Here is a 20,246-nt window from a genome sequence, read left to right as displayed (position 1 = left end):
CCCGCTGTCGGCCCGAAAGCCCAATCGGAACCCTGCCTGCGACCTGCCGGGGCCATGTCATCTTGCCGGCCCGTCCCTGATGGGGGGAGTTGTCGCCCCGTATGCCCGGGCGTCACCGGGCGCCGGCTCCCGGCGGGGGCGTCGGCGGACCCGGAGGGCGGGGCAAGTGGCCGCGGCGGGGGGCAGCGGGCGCGGCAGGGCGCAGCAGGACAGGCGGGGGGCAGCGGGACAGGCGGGGACACGTGCCCGGCTTGCGCACCGGGGCGGGGCCGCCGGACCGGGGCCGCCGGTGCAGAGGTGTCACATGAGCGGGGTGAGGAAGCGCCGCAGTGCCTCCTCGTAGCCCGGCGGGTCGGCGTTCCACATCGCGGCGTGCGGTGCGTGCGGGACCGGCTGGAAGGTGACCAGATCGGCGCGGCGGGCGGCGAGGGAACGGGAGGCCGTCCAGGGGGCGATGAGGTCGTCGGGCCCGTGGAAGAGCAGGATCGGGACGTTCAGCCCGTCCGGGTCGACGGCATCGGCCGGCCGGTCGACGGGCATCCCCGTGGCGCCCTCGGCGGCGCGTACGACCAGCGGCAGCAGGACCCGCGGGACCCGCCGGGCGGCGGCCAGCGCCCGGATGGTGGCGCCCCGGTCGAGGACCGGGGAGTCCAGGACCAGGCCGCTGATCCGGGCCCGCAGTGCGGAGTGGGCGGCGGCGCGCAGTGCCATGGTCGCGCCGGTGGACCAGCCGTAGAGGACGATGTCCTGGGCGCCGTAGCGGACCGCGTAGCGGATCGCGGCGTCGAGGTCGCGCCATTCGGTGTCGCCGAGGTGGCTGAGGCCGTCGGCGGTGCGCGGGGCGCCGACGTCGTTGCGGTAGGCCAGGTCGAGGACGGGCAGCCGGTGGCGGTGCAGGAACGGCATCACCACCATGGGGTGTTCGCGGGTGGTGCCCAGTCCGTGGGCGGTGATGATCCAGGTGTCGCGTACGCCGGGGAGGAACCACGCCGGGAGGGCGCCGAGTTCACCGGGGACGTCGACATCGGCGCAGTCCAGGCCGAGGGCGTCACGGGGGTTGCCGAGGTGCACCTGCGGGGTGAGCCGCATCCGGTTGCCCGGCTTGAGGGTGCCGTGGGTGACCCGCACCAGGCGCCGTACGACCGCGTCGGCGGGGTGCGGCACGCCGTGGATCACATCGCCGACCACCGCGTGACAGCCGGAGCCGGTGAGCCCGTAGGTGCCGGGCCGCAGGGTCGCCAGACTGCGGGTGAGGGCGATGCGGTTCTCGGTGGCGGAGTGCACGGTGAGACGGGAGTCGCCCGGGAAGGGGTCGTCGGGCGACGGTTTCAGGGCAATGTCGCCGGCGTACCGGCCGACCGCCACGGCGGCCGCCCCGGCACCGATCACGGTGGTGGCGGCCACGGCCGCCGCGGTAACCAGGCGCACCTGTTCAGTGTGCGCAGCGGCGCCGGGCGCGGCCACTTGGCGCTGCCGGGCGGGTGACCGAGGGGGACGGTGACCAAGGGGGGACGGCGACCGGGGGACGGCGGCCGGGGGACGGCGGCCGGGTGCCGCGCCGCCGTCCACGACGGGTGCTCAGCCCTGCCTGCCGTAGCCCCGCAGCTGTGCGGCGGCCGCGTCGAGCTGCCCGGCCGACAGCAGGTTCGGCGTGTGCCCCGGCACGGAGCTCGCGGTCAGCCAGACCCGGCACATCCACTCCAGCTGGGCGGTGCGGTCCAGCGCCTGGTCGAGGCTGTCGCCGTGGGTGAGGGTGCCGTGGTTCTGCAGCAGACAGCCGGTGCGGTCGCGGAGCGCGTCGAGCATGTTCGCGGCGAGCTCGTCGCTGCCGTACAGGGCATAGGGGGCGACGCGTACGGGACCGCCCAGTGCCGCGGTCATGTAGTGGACCGGCGGGAGTTCGGGGACGAGGGTGGAGACGGCGGTGGCGTACGGGGCGTGGGTGTGGACCACGGCGGTGGCCGTGGTGCTGCGGTAGACCGCCAGATGCATCGGGAGTTCGCTGGTCGGCCGGAGCGTGCCGATGATCTGGCGCCCTTCGAGGTCGACCGCGGTGGTGTCGCCCGGCCCGAGCCGGTCGTACGGGACGCCGCTGGGGGTGACCAGGACCAGGTCCTTGATGCGGCGCGAGACATTGCCCGAGGTACCGACGACCAGGCCGTCGGTGACGGTTCTGCGGGCGGTGGCGACCAGTTCGCCCCAGGCTTCGGCGAGGCGGTCGGCGCGGTCCTTCATGGGTCCTCCGGCGCGGTGCGGCGAGTGACGGATGTGTGCGCGACACCGTACGAGCAGGCCGGGGCAGAGTACGACGGGTCCTACCCGGCCGGTATCCGCCATATAGGGATATCTGTCCCTCTGTCAGAGTTTGGCCGGAGACAGGTCACCTTGCATTGGTTCTCCGTTAATGTCATCGAGGAGTCTGCGCGCGACGCCATCATGGGAACGGCTCGCCGGCACAGCTCATCAAGTTCGCCAACGGATGAGGCGGAAGTGACGCGGGGGATTCCTCCGTATGAACACTGCGGGGGCGTCATCACCGCGCCCGTCCCAGTTCACTTTCCGTTCATCCGTTCTCCGTACGGTCCCAACGTCACTGACCTTCGAACTGATTGCCTGGGTGAATGGAACACATCACGCTTCTCATCGGGATCGTGATCGTCACGGCCTTGGTGTTCGACTTTACGAACGGCTTCCACGACACGGCCAATGCAATGGCCACCACCATCTCCACCGGGGCATTGCGACCCAAGACCGCGGTGGCGATGTCGGCAGGGCTCAACCTCGTCGGTGCCTTCCTGTCCGTGGAGGTGGCCAAGACCATCTCCGGCGGGATCATCGACGAGAGCGCCGGCATCAGACCTGAAGTGATCTTCGCCGGCCTGGTCGGCGCGATCGTCTGGAACCTGCTGACCTGGCTCGCGGGGCTCCCCTCCAGCTCCTCCCACGCTCTCTTCGGCGGTCTCATCGGCGCCACCCTGGTGTCCGTCGGCACCAACGGGGTGCACGGCGACGCCGTCGTGATGAAGGTCCTGATCCCGGCGGTGGCCGCCCCGATCGTCGCCGGCCTGGCCGCGATGGCGGCGACCCGGCTCACCTACCGGCTGACCCGCAACCGCGACGAGGCGGACACCGCCAAGGGCTACCGCGCGGGGCAGATCGCCTCCGCCGCCCTGGTCTCCCTCGCCCACGGCACCAACGACGCCCAGAAGACGATGGGTGTGATCACCCTCGCGCTGATCACCGGCGGTGTGGTCGCCCCGCACGCCGACCCGCCGCTGTGGGTCATCGCCTCGGCCGGTCTCGCCATTGCCCTCGGTACCTACCTGGGCGGCTGGCGGATCATCCGCACGATGGGCAAGGGCATCACCGACATCCAGCCGCCGCAGGGCTTCGCCGCCCAGACCGGCGCGGCGGCCACCATCCTGGCCTCCTCCCACCTCGGCTTCGCGCTCTCCACCACCCAGGTCTGCTCCGGTTCCGTGATGGGCTCGGGACTGGGGCGCAAGGGCGGCGTGGTGCGCTGGTCCACGGCCGGCCGGATGGTCCTGGCCTGGGGCCTGACGCTGCCGGCCGCGGGTCTGGTCGCGGCGGGCGCCGCGTTCCTCGCCGACCAGGGCAGCTGGGGCGTGGCCGCGGTGGCCGTCCTCGCCCTGGGCATCTGCGGCGCGATCTGGGCCGCCTCCCGGCGCAAGCCGATCGACCACACCAATGTCAACGAAGGCGCGCCCGCGGAGCCGGTGGGCGTGGTGACCGCCGCGCTGCGCACCGTCTCCCCTCCCCCGGCGGGCCAGCCGGCCCCGGTGACCGATGTCCCGGTGACCGATGTCCCGGTGACCGATGTCCCGGTGGCCGACGCCCAGCCGGCCGACGCCCCGGAGACCGCCGGGATTCCGGCCCGGGCATCCGGCGCCGACACCCCCACGACACCCGCCCGGCGCGCCAAGACCGCGACGGCCTCCCGCTAGCTGTCATCACGTAAGGAACTCCATGAGCATCGACTGGGCAGCTCTCGGCCAGGTCTTCGGCGTCACCCTCGCGGTGACGGTCGGGATCGTGGGCCTGTTCACCGTCGGCATCGTCGGTACGTCCCGCAAGCCGCAGCCGGAAGGCGCCGCAGCAGCAGCCGCAGCCACGGTCGCCGCACCGGGTGCGGGGGCGCGGGCCGGCGCGGTGGCCGCCTTCGCCCTGTGCGCGGCGGCGGTGGCCTATGGCATCTATCTGATCGTCGCCGCCTGACCCCACCGGGGACGGCAGCGGGCCGCGGCAGCGGACAGCGCAAGGCGCCCGGCGGACCACGGCATCAGCCGTCGTCCGCCGGGCGCTTCGTTGCCGGTGTGCCCCGTCCGCCGAGCGCGTCATCGGCCTCCCGGGCCAACTGGTCGGCGATGGCCGTGCCGCCGCGGCCGTTGAGGAAGGCGGACACCCCGAGCTGAACGACCTTGCTGAAGGTCTGGTAGTGGGCGCTGCGCGGGCGCGGTTCGGCCGCCAGCAGCGCCTCGTGCAGGGTGCGGGGGTCGGGGCGCGGCTCCGGCGCTCCCGGGACGCCGCGCTCCGCATCGCGGGGCGGCAGCGGGCAGCGCGGCGCCGTGGGCCCGTCCCGGTACGCCGAGTCGCGGGTGGCCGCGAATCCCCGCTCCAGCAGACAGCGTTCGCTGCCCGCACCGGTCAGCGCCTCGATCAGGGACCGGGCGCCGGCCGGCCGCTTGCTGCCCGCGGAGATCGCGAGGTTCTGCCCGCCCAGCACGGACATCCGTTTGCCGTCGCTGGGGCGGGCGGGCAGCTGGGTGACGTCGAACTCCTTGCCCGGCGTGAGTTTCTCGGCGACCGAGGCGTACTCGACCGGCCAGTTGCGCATGAACAGCGCGCGGCCGTCGGCGAACCAGCGGCGGCTCTCCGTCTCGTCCATGGCCGTGGCCTCGTGCGGCATGATCGAATCGAGCCGGTTCTTCAGCTCCGCGACGCCCAGTTGCAGCGCGCCGACCTGCTCGCCCTTGGTGAAGCTGGTGGCCTCCGGGTCGCCGCCGTGGGCCCAGGCCGACTCCAGGGTGTTGACGGTCAGCCCCTCGTAGGGCCGCAGCTGGGCGACCATGCCGTACATCGTGGGCCGCTTCTTCTTGCCGGCGGCGGCGTCCCGGGCCGCCTTGTGGTTGTAGTCCTTTGCCACCTCGATCGCCACGTCCTTCAGTTCGCCCCAGTCCGACGGGGCGCCGTGGTGGTACGCGCGCAGGATGTCCTTGCGGTAGTAGAGCAGCCCGGCGTCGGTGTTGAAGGGCACCCCCCACACCTTGCCGTCGTACTCCACGGTCTTGGCCACACTGCCGAGGAAATCCCCGTCCAGGCTCGCGGGCCAGGGGCGGATCACGCCCGCCTCGGCGAACTCCGCGGTCCAGGCCACATCGAGGTTGAGCACGTCGTACCCGCCGTTGCCGGACTGGCCCGCCGCCAGCAGCTGGCTGCGCTGGCCGTCGGCGGTGTCGGGGAGTTCGACGATCCGGACCGTGCGGCCGTGCTCCTTCTCCCAGGCGTGGATCAGGTCCTGGCGGATGCCGGAGCTGCTGAGGTCGCGGCCGGTGGCGAAGACGATCGCGCCCTTCTCCGGGACGTCCTGCTCCCCCGGCGTACAGCCGCTCACCGCCAGCGTCAGCAGCAGACACAACAGGACGGCGGGCGCGGTGGTGCGCACAGCGGTCATCGGTCCCCCTGGGCGGCCGTGCCGATGGAGGCGATCCGGCCGGCCAGCGTGTCGACGGCCTGCGGGCCGGCGGGCACGCACTGTCCGTGCGAGGCGCCGGCCAGCTGCCGGAAGGCGAAGGTGTCACAGCCGGACTGGCCCATCACCAGCGCCAGGATGGGCACTTCGGGTTTCTCCTCGACGAGGGTGCTGAGCGTCCGCTCCACGCTCGCCGCACGCCGGCCCGCGCCGTCGTCCTGGTCGAGCAGGAGCACGATGGCCTTGTTGGCGGCCGGGGACTTCTTCATCGTGCGCAGGGCGCGGGTCAGCGCCTCCTCCATCGCGGCGCCGTGCTCGACCAGTTCGCCGCCGGCGATCCGGTCCAGCGCCGCCTTGCCCGGGGCCGGGTCGGCGCTGCCCGGCGGGACGAGCTCGCGCACCGCGTCGGCGTCGGCGGGGTGCGCGCGGTCCGGGAAGGCCCACAGGCCGTAGGTATGGCGCGGGCCGGCCATCTCCAGGGCGCGTCCGGCGGCGCTCAGGGCGACCGGGAGCTTGCCGCCGTCCGCCATGGAGGTGGAGGTGTCCATGAGGATCAGCACCTGGCTGGACTTCTGTGCCTTGTCGTAGCCGTCCAGCACCTGGGAGACCTGCTCCGGGCCGGCGGTGAAGGGCACGATCCGTCCGACGGGGTCGACGTCCGCGCGGCTGTCCCGCAGCGGTGAGCCCGGTGGGGGGCTCGCCTCCCGCACCCCGCGGTAGCCCTGCGCGGTGAGGGTGCGCTGCCCGCCGTCGGGGTCGCGCAGCCAGCCGGCGAAGCGCGCCACGGCGGCCTTTCGCACGGTGGCGTCCGTGGCGCCCTGCCAGTCGACGCGGACCAGGGGGTGGTCGAGCGCGGGGACGTTCTCGGGGTAGTAGGCGAGGTAGCGGTTGCGGAACGGGAGCGCGGACGGGCGGGCCGGGCAACTGCCGATGGCGTGGCCGAGGTTGTAGTCGGCGAGGGACTTCTCCGATACCAGGGGCGCGGACTTCGTGCGGTCGACGAAGCCGGCGGCGTCGCTGTCGGTGTCGGGCCGCAGCGAACACAGCAGTTCGGTGCTGCCCGCGTACTGGCTGCCCGGGGCGGAGAGCCGCTCCTCGGCCTGCCGGGCGAGGGTGAGGTCGGGCGCTCCCGTCGAGGTGCTGCCCGGGCCGTCGTGGGCGAGGTAGAGGCCGATGGTGTGCAGCAGCCCGGTGCCGGACAGCACCGGGCTGGGCCGCAGGAGTCTGAGGTCGTGGTGGGCGCCGTCGGTCCGGTCGAGCAACTCGGGCCAGGAGGCGTGGGCCGGATCGACGTCGGCCGGCCGCCGGTTCTCCGGGATGCCGACGACCAGGGGGGTGTAGGCGACGGGGGCGCTGTAGTGCAGGGTCGCCGGGGAGCCCGTGGCGGGCATACCGCGGCGGGCCTCGTAGTAGTCGGCGGTGGACTCGGGGATCCAGATGTCGGGCTGTGGTCCGGGCCGGTTGAGGGGGTCGATGCCCTTGTCGGCCGGCCGGGCCCTCCCGGTCCCCAGGGCCTCGCCCTGCCAGCGCTCGGCGGCGGCGAAGCCCTGGTCGACCTGGTCGCGGGCGGCGGAGTAGACGGTGATCTGGGCGCGGCGGCAGCCGTCGGGGAGGTCGCTCTCGCCGTTGAGGGGCCGGGTGTTGGTCTCGGACATCTCGTAGTCGAAGGCGGCCCGGCGCAGCGCGGGTTCGGCCTCGGGGGCGGTGAGCAGCCGCAGTTCGAGGGCGGGCGGACAGGGCGCCTCGCCGTGCGGGAGCCGGAGCAGGACGATGCCCGTGATGGCCGGTACGAAGATGATCGCCAGGATCAGCAGGAGTCGGGGCCAGTGCCGGAGTCGGGGCCAGTGCCGGAAGGACGACTTCAGCCGGCGGCGTAAGCGGATCCGCAGCGGGGTCGGCGGGCGGGCCTCGGGGGTGGCGAAGGACAGGATGACGTCGTCGACGGTGTTCTGCTTCGCCGAGCGCGGCTCCCAGACGTCGCCCATCGGGGTCCGCTCACCGGCCAGTTGTTCCTGCAGGGCCCGGACGAGGTCCTCGAAGGTGACGAACCGTTTGCCGGGAATGCCCCGTTCCAGGGTCCGGACCAGGGCGCGGTTGAAGACACTGCCCCCGGTGGGTTCCTCGCCGCTGAAGATCCGGCGGTTGGGCTGCGCGGCCATCAGCAGCGAGGTGGGGTTGCGGCAGGAGTGGAAGGCCTCGCTCGCATTGCCCGCGTAACAGCACTCCAGGACGATCACGATGCGGTCGGCCCGTGCGTTGTCCAGATAGGACAGCACCGTGTGCTGCCAGGAGACGGTCTTGTGACGCCGTTCCGAGGCGCCGACCATGAGGTGCAGATTGCCGCCGTCGCTGGCCACCCGGCCGTGGCCGGAGAAGTACACCAACAGCAGCCCGCGCGCCTCCTGGACGACGGTGTCCAGCGCCTGTTCCACCTCCCAGGGCTCCTGGGGCCGGCAGGTGACGACCTCGCCCTTGGTGAACAGATCGACGCCGGGGGCGAGCAGGGCCTGCTCCAGCTTCCGGACGTTGTCCTTCACCGCGGGCAGCGGGCGCAGCGTGCGGTAGTCGTCGACGCCGATCAGCAGCGCCCGGTTGACCTTGCCCCGTGCGTCGTATTCGGACATCCGGCTCAGTCCCCGTCGGTGCTGCCGCTCTCGTCCGCCGGGCTGCCGGGATCGGGGTGCCCGGGGGCCGCGGCGCCCGGGCCCGCGTCGCCGAGCGCGCACAGGTCCCCGTCACCGGCCCCGACCGCGACGGCGGGCCGCTCGCCGGTGTCGCGCTCCTCCCGGCGCCGTCGCAGCCACTCCTGCAGGGCGATGGTGAGGCTTTTGGTGATCTCGGCGGCGACGGCGCCGACGATGACCAGGATCAGGTCGTCGACGCCGACGGCCATGTCACCGGGGCCGTCGTCGCTCTCGTCCGCCGGCCGCGGCCGGAGCTGCCAGTCGTGGCCGTGCCGGTCCAGCCACGGCTCGCGCTCCAGCCAGGCCCTGAGGTCTTCGATGTCCTGGTCCGGATTGTTCGTGCCCGTGATCCTGAGGCGGATCTCGTGACGGTCAGCGCTCTGCGGCATCCCCCGGCCCCCTTCCGGCGGCCCCGTCGCCACCGTGCACCAGATAGTGACGTGAGATCAGGGGCGGGGGCAACCGTCTGTGACCTCGCTGCCACGCTGTGGCGTGCACCACAACGCGTGCCACAGGACAGCGTTGCAGGTCAAGGGCGAGTTGACGGGCATCGCGGGGCGTGGTGGACTGCCGGAGCCATTCGGCGACAGCTGAGGAAGTCCGGTGTGAATCCGGCGCGGTCCCGCCACTGTCACCGGGGAGCGTTCCTCCAGCGAAGGCCACGGTCCGCCTCGCGTACGTCCGATGACGTACGCAGGACTGGAAGGCCGGAGGATTTCGCCGATCCGGGAGCCAGGAGACTCTTGTCGCCGTCACGTCGAGCCAGGGCGCGGACCCTGAGTGAGGACACACCGCCATGCCCGGCCGCCCTTCGAGATCTCCACTGCCCGCCGCAGGGCCCCTTGGACACGCCCCAGCGGCGGTCTGACCCGATGCGCGGCGAACACGCGGGATATGCGTGCGGCGCGGCCCTCGGCTTTCTCGGCGACCTGATCGCGGCGGACCCGCGGCGCGGCCATCCGGTGGCCGCCTTCGGCCGGGCCGCGAGCGCCGTCGAACGCCGGCTGTGGCGCGATCACCGCGGCTACGGAGCGGCGCACGCCGTGCTGTGTGCGGGCGGTGCCGCCGCCGGTGCCGCACTGCTGGAGCGCACCGTACGGGCGGCCGCCCCGGCCCCTCTGCGCGACGGCGCCCGGATCGCGCTGACCGCGGCGACGGTCTGGGCCGTGCTGGGCGGCACCTCGCTCGGCCGCGAGGCGCGGGCCGTCGGTGGTGCGCTGACGGCGGGCGACCTGGACGTGGCGCGGGAGCGGCTGCCGCATCTGTGCGGCCGCGATCCCCAGGCCCTGGACGGGTCCCAGATGGCCCGCGCGGTGGTGGAATCGGTCGCCGAGAACACCTCGGACGCCGTGGTGGGCGCCCTCGTGTGGGGCGCGCTGGGCGGGGTGCCCGGCCTGGTGGCGTTCCGGGCGGTGAACACCCTGGACGCGATGGTGGGGCACAAGTCGCCGCGCCACCGCCGCTTCGGCTGGGCCTCGGCCCGGCTCGACGACCTCGCCGGCTGGCCCGGCTCCCGGCTGACCGCCGCCCTCACCGTGCTCGCGGGGCCCGACCGGCGCGGTGCGCTGCGGGCCTGGCGAGCGGACGGCGGCGCCCATCCGAGCCCCAACGCGGGCCCGGTGGAGGCGTCGTTCGCGGGTGCGCTGGGCGTACGGCTGGGCGGCACGCTGGCCTACGGCGGACGGGTGGAGCACCGGCCGCAGCTCAACGGCGGGGCGCCGCCGGTCGCGGTGCCCGACATCGAACGGGCCGTGCGGCTCTCGCGCCGGGTGGGCGTCCTTGCGCTGGCGACGACGGTGGCGGCGCGGCTGGCGGTCGGGGCGCTGCGACGGGCCCCGGTGGCCACCGCCCGCCCGGCCACGGGTGCGGTGACGCCCAGGACCGTGCGCGCACTGGCGCGTACGGCTCACGACAGCCGGAGGCCCGGCGCATGAGGAGGACCCGGTGAACGGGCGGTTCAAGGCATCGGGCGGAGCCGTCGGCGGTGGCCTGTTGGTGGCCGGTACGACGTCCGACGCGGGCAAGAGCGTGGTGACGGCGGGCATCTGCCGCTGGCTGGCCCGGCAGGGTGTGCGGGTGGCGCCGTTCAAGGCACAGAACATGTCGCTGAATTCGTTCGTCACCCGCGAGGGCGCGGAGATCGGACGGGCCCAGGCGATGCAGGCCGCCGCGGCGCGGGTGGAGCCGACCGCGCTGATGAACCCCGTCCTGCTCAAGCCCGGCAGCGACCGCAGCAGCCAGGTGGTGCTGCTGGGCAAGCCGGTGGGCGAGCTCAGTGCCCGGGGCTACCACGAGGGCCGCCAGGAGCAGTTGCTCGGCACGGTCACCGACTGCCTGGCGGAGCTGCGGCGTACCCACGACGCGGTGATCTGCGAGGGCGCCGGCAGTCCCGCCGAGATCAATCTGCGGCGTACCGACCTCGTGAACATGGGCCTGGCACGGGCCGCGCGGATCCCGGTGGTGGTGGTCGGTGACATCGACCGCGGCGGGGTGTTCGCCTCCTTCTTCGGCACCACCGCGCTGCTGTCCAAGGAGGACCAGGCGCTGGTCGCCGGCTATCTCGTCAACAAGTTCCGGGGCGATGTGACGCTGCTGGAGCCGGGGCTGGAGATGCTGCGCGGTCTCACGGGGCGGCAGACGCTGGGTGTGCTGCCCTTCTCCCACGGCCTCGGCATCGACGAGGAGGACGGCCTGCATGTGTCGCTGCGCGGCGCGGTGCGCGAGAGCGTGGTGGCTCCGCCGCACGGCGCCGAGGTGCTGCGGGTGGCGGTCGCCGCCGTACCGCTGATGTCGAACTTCACGGACGTGGACGCGCTGGCCGCGGAGCCGGGCGTGGTGGTGCGGTTCGTGGACCGGGCCGAGGAGCTGGCCGATGCGGACCTGGTGGTGCTGCCGGGGACCCGGGGCACGGTCCGGGCGCTGCAGTGGCTGCGCGAGCGCGGACTGGCGGACGCGGTCGTCCGGCGGGCCGCCGAGGGCCGTCCGGTGCTGGGCATCTGCGGCGGCTTCCAGATGCTGGGCGAGCGCATCGAGGACGACGTCGAGTCGAAGGCGGGCACGGTCGACGGGCTGGGGCTGCTGCCCGTCCGCGTGCGGTTCGCGGCGGAGAAGACCCTGGCGCGGCCGGTCGGCGAGGCGCTGGGCGAGCCGGTGGCGGGCTACGAGATCCACCACGGGGTCGCCGAAGTGACCGGCGGGGACGAGTCGTTCATGTCCGATGGCCAGGGGCGCAGCCTGGACGGGTGCCGGACCGGCTCCGTATGGGGCACGCACTGGCACGGCTCGCTGGAGAGCGACGGCTTCCGGCGGGCCTTCCTGCGGCGCGTCGCGGCGGACGCGGGCCGGGCGTTCGTGCCGGCCCCCGACACCGCCTTCGCCGCCCTGCGCGAGGAGCAGCTCGACCGGCTGGGCGATCTGATCGAGGAGCACGCGGACACCGGCGCACTGCTGCGGCTGATCGAGGAAGGGGTACCGGAGGGGCTGCCGTTCGTGCCTCCGGGGGCGCCATGAGGGTAGGCAGTGGAGGACCGCGACAGACGCAGAAGACGCAGCCGGCCGACGACCTGGAGGACGACACAGCATGACAACCGCTCACAACACCGCCCCGCAGTACCCCTTCACCGCGGTGGTCGGGATGGACGATCTGCGGCTGGCGCTGCTGCTGAACGCGGTGAGCCCCGCGGTGGGCGGTGTGCTGGTCCGCGGGGAGAAGGGCACCGCCAAGAGCACCGCCGTGCGTGCGCTGTCGGCACTGATGCCGCACGTGGACGTGATCAGCGGCTGCCGCTTCGCCTGTGCCCCGGCCGCGCCCGACCCCGGCTGCCCCGACGGGCCGCACGAGGCGGGTGCCGTCGAGGACCGCCCGACGCGGATGGTCGAACTGCCCGTCGGTGCCTCCGAGGACCGGCTCGTCGGCGCGCTGGACATCGAGCGGGCCCTGTCGGAGGGTGTGAAGGCCTTCGAGCCGGGCCTGCTGGCCGATGCGCACCGCGGGATCCTCTACGTCGACGAGGTCAACCTCCTCCACGACCATCTGGTGGACCTCCTCCTGGACGCGGCCGCCATGGGCGCCTCCTACGTGGAGCGCGAAGGCGTCTCCGTACGGCATGCGGCCCGTTTCCTGCTCGTCGGCACCATGAACCCCGAGGAGGGCGAGCTGCGGCCGCAGCTGCTGGACCGGTTCGGGCTCACCGTCGAGGTCGCGGCCTCGCGCGAGCCCGACCAGCGGGTGGAGGTGGTCCGGCGCCGGCTGGCGTACGACGCCGACCCGGCCGGTTTCGCGGCACGCTGGGCGGCCGAGGAGGACGCGCTGCGCCACCGCATCACCGCGGCACGGGAGTTGCTGCCGGGCGTGATGCTGGGGGACGCGGCGCTGCGGCAGATCGCCGCGACCTGCGCGGCGTTCGAGGTGGACGGGATGCGCGCGGACATCGTGATGGCGCGGACCGCCGCGGCGCTGGCCGCATGGGCGGGGCGGACCGATGTCCTGGAGGAGGACGTACGCCAGGCGGCGCTGCTGGCGCTGCCGCACCGCCGGCGCCGTAATCCCTTCGACGCCCCCGGCCTGGACGAGGACAAGCTCGACCGGACGCTGGAGGAGTTCGGCGGCGCGGACGAGGGCACGAACGGCGAGGGCGCGGACGGCGAGGACGATCCGGACCCGGACGGGCCGGACGGCGGCCCCGGCGGGGGCGGCCCGGACGGCGGCGGAGCACCCCCGCAGGACGGCCGGGACGGTGGTCCGCAGGAATCGCCCACGGCGCAGAGCCCCGAACTCCCGCACCAGCAGGAACGGGAGACCGCCGAGACCCCCGAGCGGCCCCAGGAGGAGCCCGCGGCCCCGGAGCAGTCCCAGGAGGGCACCCCCGCCGCGGGCGGCGAGAAGGCCGCGGTCGGCGCCGGCGAGCCGTTCCGTACCCGGCGGCTGGATGTGCCGGGCCTGGGCGAGGGCGCGGACGGCCGCAGGTCGCGGGCCCGCACCGCGCACGGCCGCACGACCGGCGCCCGGCGTCCGCACGGCGCCCTGGGCAAGCTGCACCTGGCGGCGACCGTGCAGGCCGCGGCGCCGCACCAGCGGGCCCGCGGCCGTCACGGGCGGGGCCTGGTGGTGCGCAGGGACGATCTGCGCGAGGCGGTACGCGAGGGGCGGGAGGGCAATCTGGTCCTGTTCGTCGTGGACGCGTCCGGTTCGATGGCGGCACGCAAGCGGATGAGCGCGGTCAAGGGCGCGGTGCTCTCGCTGCTGCTGGACGCCTACCAGCGGCGCGACAAGATCGGCATGATCACCTTCCGGGGCTCCGGCGCCGAGCTGGCGCTGCCCCCGACCTCCTCGGTCGAGGCCGGCGCGGCGCGGCTGGAGCAGTTGCCGACGGGTGGCCGTACGCCGCTGTCGGAGGGGCTGCTGCGGGCCCATGAGGTGCTGCGGGTGGAGCGGCTGCGGGATGCCTCGCGGCGGCCGCTGCTGGTGGTCGTCACCGACGGACGGGCGACCGGCGGCCCGGAGCCCGTCGTGCGCGCCACCCGCGCGGCCCGCCTGCTGGCGGGCCAGGGCACCGCTTCGGTGGTCGTGGACTGTGAGGCGGGCCCGGTGCGGCTGGGTCTTGCGGGCGAGCTGGCCCGTGAGCTGCAGGGCACCGCGGTCACCCTCGACGAACTGCGCGCGGACAGTGTCTCCGCGCTCGTACGGACCGTACAAGGCAACAGGAAGGCCGCGTAATGCCGCAGGGACAGCCGTCCGTCGTACCGAACGACGGGCTCACCACCCGCCAGCGCCGCAACCGCCCGCTGGTGTTCGTCCACACCGGCCAGGGCAAGGGCAAGTCCACCGCGGCCTTCGGGCTGGCGCTGCGCGCCTGGAACCAGGGCTGGCCGGTCGGGGTGTTCCAGTTCGTGAAGTCGGCGAAGTGGAAGGTCGGCGAGGAGCGGGCGCTGAAGGTGCTCGGGGAGTCCGGCGAGGGCGGCACGGTCGCCTGGCACAAGATGGGCGAGGGCTGGTCCTGGGTGCAGCGCGACATCGCCTCCAGCGAGGAGGCGGCGCGCGAGGGCTGGGAGCAGGTCAAGCGGGATCTCGCCGCGGAGACCTACAAGCTGCTGGTGCTGGACGAGTTCACCTATCCGCTGAAGTGGGGCTGGATCGACGCCGAGGAGGTGGTCTCGGCGCTGCGCGACCGCCCCGGTACGCAGCATGTCGTCATCACCGGACGGGACGCCCCCGAGGCGCTGCTCGACTACGCCGATCTGGTGACGGACATGACCAAGGTCAAGCACCCGATGGACACCGGCCAGAAGGGCCAGCGGGGCATCGAATGGTGAAGAGCGGGAGCGCGGCATGAGCAGTGGCTCGATCCCCCGGCTGGTGATCGCCGCCCCGTCGTCGGGCGCGGGGAAGACCACGGTGGCCACCGGCCTGATGGCGGCGTTCGCCGAGGCCGGGCTCGTGGTGTCGCCGCACAAGGTGGGCCCGGACTACATCGATCCGGGCTACCACTCCCTGGCCACCGGCCGGCCCGGCCGCAACCTGGACGCCTATCTGTGCGGGCCCGGCCGGATCGCGCCGCTGTTCCTGCACGGCGCGGCCGGTGCCGATCTCGCGCTCGTCGAGGGCGTGATGGGGCTGTTCGACGGGGCGTCCGGAATGGGCGAACTGTCCTCGACGGCGCAGGTGGCCAAGCTGCTGCGGGCGCCGGTGGTGCTGGTGGTGGACGCCTCCTCGCAGTCGCGGTCGGTGGCGGCGCTGGTGCACGGCTTCGCCTCCTGGGATCCGGAGGTGCGGCTGGCCGGGGTGATCCTCAACAAGGTCGGCTCGGACCGCCACGAGGAGCTGCTGCGGGAGGCGATGGACTCCTCCGGGGTGCCGGTGCTGGGCGCCCTGCGCCGGGACGGGCGGGCCGGTACGCCGTCCCGCCACCTGGGCCTGGTGCCGGTCGCCGAACGGCGGGCCGAGGCGGTGGAGTCGGTGGGCGAGCTGGCCGCGCGGGTGCGCGCGGGCTGCGATCTGGAAGCGCTGCTGGCGCTGGCGCGTACGGTGCCCGAGCTGCCGGACGCCCCCTGGGACCCGGCGGCGGAGCTGTCCGTGGCCGAGGGGGTCACCGCCCAGGAGAAGCCGCTGATCGCCGTGGCGGGCGGCCCGGCGTTCACCTTCTCGTACGCCGAGCACGCCGAGCTGCTGGCCGCGGCGGGCGCCGAGGTGGCCGCCTTCGACCCGCTGCGGGACGAACAACTGCCGCCCGGCACCCGGGGCCTGGTGATCGGCGGGGGCTTCCCGGAGATGTACGCGCCGGATCTGTCGGCGAACGCGCCGCTGCGCGCGGCGGTGGCCGCACTGGCCGCGTCCGGGGCGCCGGTCTCGGCCGAATGTGCCGGGCTGCTCTACCTTTCCCGGTCGCTGGACGGAAAACCGATGTGCGGGGTGCTGCCCGCCGAGTCCCGGATGACCGAACGGCTCACCCTCGGCTACCGCGAGGCGGTGGCGCTGCGGGACAACGCGCTGGCGGCGGCCGGGACCCGGGTGCGCGGCCACGAGTTCCACCGCACCGTGCTGGAGCCGGGCGCGGGCGCGGACCCGGCATGGGGGCTGACCCACCCGGAACGGCGGGTGGAGGGCTTTGTGTCCGGCGGGGTGCATGCCTCGTATCTGCATGTGCACTGGGCCGCCGAGCCGTCGCTGGCCGGACGTCTGGTGGCGAGCGCGGCGCGGGGCACCGTGGCCGGGAGCTCCGTGGGACGACCCGCGTGATGACCCACGTGATGGCCCACGTGATGACTCGCGGAAGCGGCAGCGGGGAGCCCGGGGGCCGCGACGGTCTCCCCGCGGTCCCGGCGGGCCGGTCCGGACCGGCCGCCGTCCTTCGGGGAGCCGCCGGCCGGGGAACCGTCGCGGTATGAGCGGCCGGGCGGCCGACCAGGCCGACGAGGCCGAGGCGCCGCTCGCGCCGCTGGTCGCCGGCGTGGGCGCGCGCCGTGGCGTCCCGGTGTCGGAAGTACTGGAGCTGATCACGGCCACCTGCGCGGCAGCGGGGTACGCCGCCCGCCAGGTCGTCGCACTGGCGACGGTGGCGGCCAAGGCGGACGAGCCGGGGCTGACCGGGGCGGCCCGGGAGCTGGGGGTGCCGTTGCGGTCGTTCCCGGCAGAGTCCCTGGCGGCCGTACGGGTACCGGAGCCGTCCGCGGCCGCGGCGGCCGCCGTCGGAACGCCGAGCGTGGCCGAGGCGGCCGCGCTGCTGGCCGCGGGGCCGGGCGCCGCCCTGGCCGCCGGCAAGCGGAAGTCGGCGCCGCCGGCCCGGGCGACCTGTGCGCTCGCCGTGCCGGCTGTAACGGACGGCGGCGTCCTTACCGCTGGTAGGGAGGGAGCGCCCGCCGTGCCGTCCGCCGGGACGGTTATCGTCATGACCTCCCCCAACCCGCCCCGCCGTGGCCCGGATCGGTGGACGGCGGTCGTCGGCGACCCGGCGCCCGGCAGCGCAACCCCCGGTAGCAAGGAGACCCAGTGACCACTCCTCCCGCACTGCTCATCGCCGGTCACGGCACCCGTGACGAAGGCGGGGCCGAGGCGCTGCGCGCACTGGTGCGCATGCTCGGCGAGCGCCACCCCGAAGTGCCCGTCGCCGGCGGGTTCTTCGGCGCCCCGGCCGCGCCGCTGCCGCTGGGCGACGCCGTCGACGGACTCGTCGAGCGGGGCGCGACCCGGCTCGCCGTCATACCGCTGCTGCCGGCCCCGACCGGGCCGGTACCGGACGCGCTGCCCTCGGCGCTGGAGCGGGCCGCGGAGCGCCACCCGGGGCTCGGCTACGCCTGCGGCGCCGAACTGGGCCCCCACCCCAAGGTGCTCGACGTACTGGAACGACGGCTGGACGAGGCGCTGGGCGGCGGCGCCCGCAGGCCCGAGGACCGGGCACGCACCACGGTGTTGCTGGTGGGGCGCGGCGCGGCCGATCCGTACGCCAACGCCGAGGTGGCACGGGCCGCGCGGCTGCTGTGGGAGGGGCGCGGCTTCGCGGGTGTGGAGACCGCGTTCGTCTCCCGGGCGGTGCCCGATGTGCCGACGGGCCTCGACCGGTGCCGGGCACTGGCGGCCGCGTCGTCGGCACGCAGGCCGGGCCGGATCGTGGTGCTGCCCTACTTCTTCTTCCCCGGCGGCCTGCTGGAACGGCTGCGGATGCAGGCCGAGGGCTGGGCCGCGGCCCACCCCCGCACGGAGGTGATCGGCGCGGAGGTGATCGGCCCGGAGGCCGAGGTGGCCGAGGCGGTCATGGAGCGCTACCGCGCGACGGTGGCGGACGATCCGCTGCTGAGCGGCGCGTCGTGCGGTTGCCGGGCGGCGGCGGACGCCCGGGCGACGGACGGCACGGCGCGGCGGACCGCCGCGGCGGCGGACGCCGGGGAGCGATGAGCATGCCGGCACACACCGGGCCCGCCCCGCTCCGGCCGCCCGGCCGGGACGCCCCGCCCCCCGTCCGGGACGCACCGCCCCACGAGCCCGACCTGCGGCACCACGGCGATGCCGAAGTACGGGGCGCGGACGGCGGATTGACGGATTTGGCGGTCAATGTCCGGACCGGCACTCCCCCGGGCTGGCTCAAGGCCACGATCGCCGCGTCGCTGGACGGTCTGGCCGCGTACCCCGACGGCAGCGCGGCACGCCGGGCGGTCGCGGCCCGCCACGGTCTGCCCGTGGAACGGGTGTTGCTGACGTCGGGGGCCGCGGAGGCATTCGTACTGATCGCGCGCGCCCTGCGGGCCCGCCGGCCGGTCGTGGTGCACCCGCAGTTCACCGAGCCCGAAGCGGCACTGCGGGACGCGGGGTACGACGTCGGGCGGGTGCTGCTCGACGCGCACGACGGCTTCCGGCTGGATCCGGCCGCCGTGCCGGAGGATGCCGATCTGGTCGTCGTCGGCAACCCCACCAACCCCACCTCGGTGCTGCACCCGGCGGGCGTACTGGCCTCCTTGGCGCGGCCCGGCCGGACGCTGGTGGTGGACGAGGCCTTCATGGACGCGGTGCCCGGTGAGCGGGAGGCGCTGGCCGGGCGCACGGACCTGCCGGGGCTGGTCGTGCTGCGCAGCCTGACCAAGACCTGGGGGCTGGCCGGGCTGCGGATCGGCTATGTGCTGGCCGCCCCGGACATCGTCGCCGCTCTGGAGCGCGCGCAGCCGCTGTGGCCGGTCTCCAGTCCCGCGCTGGCCGCCGCCGAGGCGTGCTGTACGCCACGGGCGCTGGCGGAGGCGGCGGCTGCGGCCGGGGAGATCGCCCTGGACCGGGCGCATCTGCTGGCCCGGCTGGGCGAGTTCGGGCAGATCCGGGCGGCCGGCCCGGCGGAGGGCCCGTTCGTGCTGATCCGGCTGCCCGACGCGGACGCGGTACGCGCCGCGCTGCGGGCCCGTGGCTTCGCGGTACGCCGTGGTGACACCTTCCCCGGTCTGGGCCCCGGCTGGCTCCGGCTGGCGGTACGGGACCGGGCCACGACGGACCGGTTCGCGGCGGCGCTGGGCGAGGTGCTCCGCTAGGCCGTGGGGTTCGTCGGTCGCAGAAGCGCGCCGCCGCCGGGTGGCGGGCCGGCCACCGCGTCGGCGGCCCACCGCACCCTCCATGGGCCCCGGCGAGGGTGAGGTGCGCCGCACCCGGCCGTCTCCGGCCCGGTACGGCGCACCTCGGGCCGTACTCCGCGCGCGAGGCCCCCACAGCACCGGCGCGGTGTACGGGGTCCGTCAGCCGCGGCCGCCCTGCGCGGCGTTGCGGCGCCGTCGGGCGTAGCCGACCGACCCGGCGCCCACGGCGACCAGCAGGGCCGCGCCCCCGGCGAGATACGGGGTGGCCGAACTGCCACCGGTCTCCGCGAGGTTCTCGGTGCCGGGCCGCGAACCGGTCTGCTGCACCTCGGTGCCCTTGCCGCCGGCCGGCTTGGTACCACCGTCCGGCTTGGTGCCGCCGGTCTGGCCACCGCTGGTGCCGCCGGAACCGTTGTGCTCGGGCGCCTTGACGCCCGGTGCGGTGCAGGTGGCCCGGGCCAGTGTCACCCGGCCGTGCACCTCGGCGACGCCGAGCTTCAACGGGTTGAGGGAGACCTTGAGGTCGAGCGCGGTGGCCGCGGCGCTCTTGGACAGGACGTTCTTCCGGGACAGGTCGAGCCGCACCTCGCCCACGCCCGGCACCTTGACGTCCGTCGTCCCGCCCGCCGTGAGCCTGACCCGCTTGCCCAGGACGAGCACATCGCCCAGCACGTTCGCCTCGGCCCGGGGCCGCTCGCCCGCCTCGCACACCGCCTTGGCGGTGACCTGCCGGACCTCGATCAGGGACAGCAGCGCCAGACCGGGCACCTGCACCTTCGCCTTCACGAGGTTGGCGTAGCCCTCGGTCTTGCGGCGGTCGGCGGTGGCCCGTGCGGTGGCGGCATCGGCGCGCAGCACGCTGAACGGCTTGCCGTGGTTGATGCCGTCGAGGTTGACGCTGAGCGCGGTCTTGCCGGCCGAGGCCGGGGCGTGCACCTCGTTGAGGACGGCGTTCAGCGGGACGTCGAGCGTCTTGTGGAGCAGCCCGACGTTCAGGCCGGTGCGCAGCACGACCGCGTCTGCGGTGCCGCGGGCCGGGCCGTGATCTCCGGTGGCATGCGCGGGCACGGCGCCGAGCAGGAGGGCGGGGCCGGCCGTGAGCGCGGTGGCGACGAAGGTCGCGGCGAGGCGTCGGGGCATGCCGAAGGAGCGGGCGGGACTGGTGGACACGTGTGTGGAACCCTCACAGGAGAAATGGAGCCGCCGGCCGCGCCAATGGGGGACATCACGCGGGCCGACGACCTCGACCCGCACATCGTGTCCGCACAGAGGGTGAACGGGGAGCCACGCGACGTCAGTTCATCCCA

The 20,246-nt window shown here is 74.5% G+C and carries 16 protein-coding genes and 1 riboswitch; of the genes, 10 read left to right on the top strand and 6 right to left on the bottom strand.

What is annotated here, in order from left to right; genetic code table 11:
• Positions 1 to 300: 300 nt before the first annotated feature.
• Both ACF088_RS26505 and ACF088_RS26500 read right to left on the bottom strand, forming a co-directional pair.
• The gene (locus ACF088_RS26505; protein WP_392378313.1) at positions 301 to 1,428 is read right to left on the bottom strand and encodes an alpha/beta hydrolase; all 1,128 of its coding nucleotides are present in this window, start codon (positions 1,426 to 1,428) and stop codon (positions 301 to 303) included.
• A gap of 150 nt (positions 1,429 to 1,578) precedes the next feature.
• Positions 1,579 to 2,235, bottom strand: coding sequence for a class II aldolase/adducin family protein (locus tag ACF088_RS26500; RefSeq protein WP_392378312.1), 657 nt, complete (start codon positions 2,233 to 2,235; stop codon positions 1,579 to 1,581).
• A gap of 386 nt (positions 2,236 to 2,621) precedes the next feature.
• On the opposite strand from ACF088_RS26500, the gene ACF088_RS26495 reads away from it, so the two are divergent.
• Together ACF088_RS26495 and ACF088_RS26490 are read left to right on the top strand one after the other, a co-directional pair.
• Positions 2,622 to 3,965 carry an inorganic phosphate transporter gene (locus ACF088_RS26495; RefSeq protein ID WP_392378311.1) on the top strand — a complete coding sequence of 448 codons (1,344 nt, stop codon included), beginning with the start codon at positions 2,622 to 2,624 and terminating at the stop codon, positions 3,963 to 3,965.
• 22 nt (positions 3,966 to 3,987) lie between these two features.
• On the top strand, positions 3,988 to 4,236 hold the full coding sequence (locus ACF088_RS26490; RefSeq protein ID WP_392378310.1) for a hypothetical protein: 249 nt from the start codon (positions 3,988 to 3,990) through the stop codon (positions 4,234 to 4,236).
• Between the two features lie 64 nt (positions 4,237 to 4,300).
• On the opposite strand, the gene ACF088_RS26485 is transcribed toward ACF088_RS26490, so the two are convergent.
• Genes ACF088_RS26485 through ACF088_RS26475 form a run of 3 tightly spaced genes read right to left on the bottom strand, consistent with a single transcriptional unit; the run spans position 4,301 to position 8,783 of the window.
• Positions 4,301 to 5,692, bottom strand: a complete 1,392-nt coding sequence (locus tag ACF088_RS26485) for an extracellular solute-binding protein (protein WP_392378309.1) — start codon at positions 5,690 to 5,692, stop codon at positions 4,301 to 4,303.
• Positions 5,689 to 8,334 carry a caspase family protein gene (locus ACF088_RS26480; protein ID WP_392378308.1) on the bottom strand — a complete coding sequence of 882 codons (2,646 nt, stop codon included), beginning with the start codon at positions 8,332 to 8,334 and terminating at the stop codon, positions 5,689 to 5,691. Before ACF088_RS26480 ends, ACF088_RS26485 begins: the two co-directional genes overlap by 4 nt.
• A 5-nt stretch (positions 8,335 to 8,339) precedes the next feature.
• The gene (locus tag ACF088_RS26475) at positions 8,340 to 8,783 is read right to left on the bottom strand and encodes a hypothetical protein (protein WP_392378307.1); all 444 of its coding nucleotides are present in this window, start codon (positions 8,781 to 8,783) and stop codon (positions 8,340 to 8,342) included.
• Positions 8,784 to 8,985: 202 nt separating this feature from the next.
• Positions 8,986 to 9,137, top strand: a riboswitch (cobalamin riboswitch).
• Between the two features lie 129 nt (positions 9,138 to 9,266).
• On the opposite strand from ACF088_RS26475, the gene ACF088_RS26470 reads away from it, so the two are divergent.
• The 8 genes from ACF088_RS26470 to cobC all read left to right on the top strand — a co-directional run bounded on the left by ACF088_RS26470 (position 9,267) and on the right by cobC (position 18,897).
• Complete coding sequence (locus tag ACF088_RS26470) at positions 9,267 to 10,328, top strand: cobalamin biosynthesis protein (RefSeq protein WP_392378306.1); 1,062 nt, start codon at positions 9,267 to 9,269, stop codon at positions 10,326 to 10,328.
• Between the two features lie 10 nt (positions 10,329 to 10,338).
• Entirely contained in the window at positions 10,339 to 11,904 is a 1,566-nt protein-coding gene (locus ACF088_RS26465; RefSeq protein ID WP_392378305.1) for a cobyric acid synthase, read from the top strand.
• A gap of 70 nt (positions 11,905 to 11,974) precedes the next feature.
• The gene (locus ACF088_RS26460; protein WP_392378304.1) at positions 11,975 to 14,110 is read left to right on the top strand and encodes a putative cobaltochelatase; all 2,136 of its coding nucleotides are present in this window, start codon (positions 11,975 to 11,977) and stop codon (positions 14,108 to 14,110) included.
• The gene (gene cobO / locus ACF088_RS26455) at positions 14,110 to 14,706 is read left to right on the top strand and encodes a cob(I)yrinic acid a,c-diamide adenosyltransferase (RefSeq protein WP_392378303.1); all 597 of its coding nucleotides are present in this window, start codon (positions 14,110 to 14,112) and stop codon (positions 14,704 to 14,706) included. The genes ACF088_RS26460 and cobO overlap by 1 nt, the downstream gene beginning before the upstream one ends.
• Positions 14,707 to 14,722: 16 nt before the next feature.
• Positions 14,723 to 16,129 (top strand): cobyrinate a,c-diamide synthase, encoded by a 1,407-nt coding sequence (locus ACF088_RS26450; RefSeq protein ID WP_392378301.1) that lies wholly within the window; start codon positions 14,723 to 14,725, stop codon positions 16,127 to 16,129.
• Between the two features lie 145 nt (positions 16,130 to 16,274).
• Positions 16,275 to 16,883, top strand: a complete 609-nt coding sequence (locus ACF088_RS26445; RefSeq protein WP_392378300.1) for a cobalamin biosynthesis protein — start codon at positions 16,275 to 16,277, stop codon at positions 16,881 to 16,883.
• A complete protein-coding gene (locus ACF088_RS26440; RefSeq protein ID WP_392378299.1) occupies positions 16,880 to 17,782 on the top strand; it encodes a sirohydrochlorin chelatase in 903 nt (300 codons plus the stop codon). Before ACF088_RS26445 ends, ACF088_RS26440 begins: the two co-directional genes overlap by 4 nt.
• A 2-nt stretch (positions 17,783 to 17,784) precedes the next feature.
• Entirely contained in the window at positions 17,785 to 18,897 is a 1,113-nt protein-coding gene (gene cobC, locus ACF088_RS26435) for an Rv2231c family pyridoxal phosphate-dependent protein CobC (protein ID WP_392378298.1), read from the top strand.
• A gap of 201 nt (positions 18,898 to 19,098) precedes the next feature.
• Here the strand turns inward: cobC and ACF088_RS26430 are convergent, their stop codons facing one another.
• Positions 19,099 to 20,079 (bottom strand): SCO1860 family LAETG-anchored protein, encoded by a 981-nt coding sequence (locus tag ACF088_RS26430; protein WP_392378371.1) that lies wholly within the window; start codon positions 20,077 to 20,079, stop codon positions 19,099 to 19,101.
• Positions 20,080 to 20,246 lie beyond the last annotated feature (167 nt).

The sequence above is a fragment of the Streptomyces sp. NPDC015125 genome (assembly GCF_043080045.1).
Classification (GTDB): Bacteria; Actinomycetota; Actinomycetes; order Streptomycetales; family Streptomycetaceae; genus Streptomyces.
This window is presented reverse-complemented; position numbering and strand designations above follow the sequence as displayed.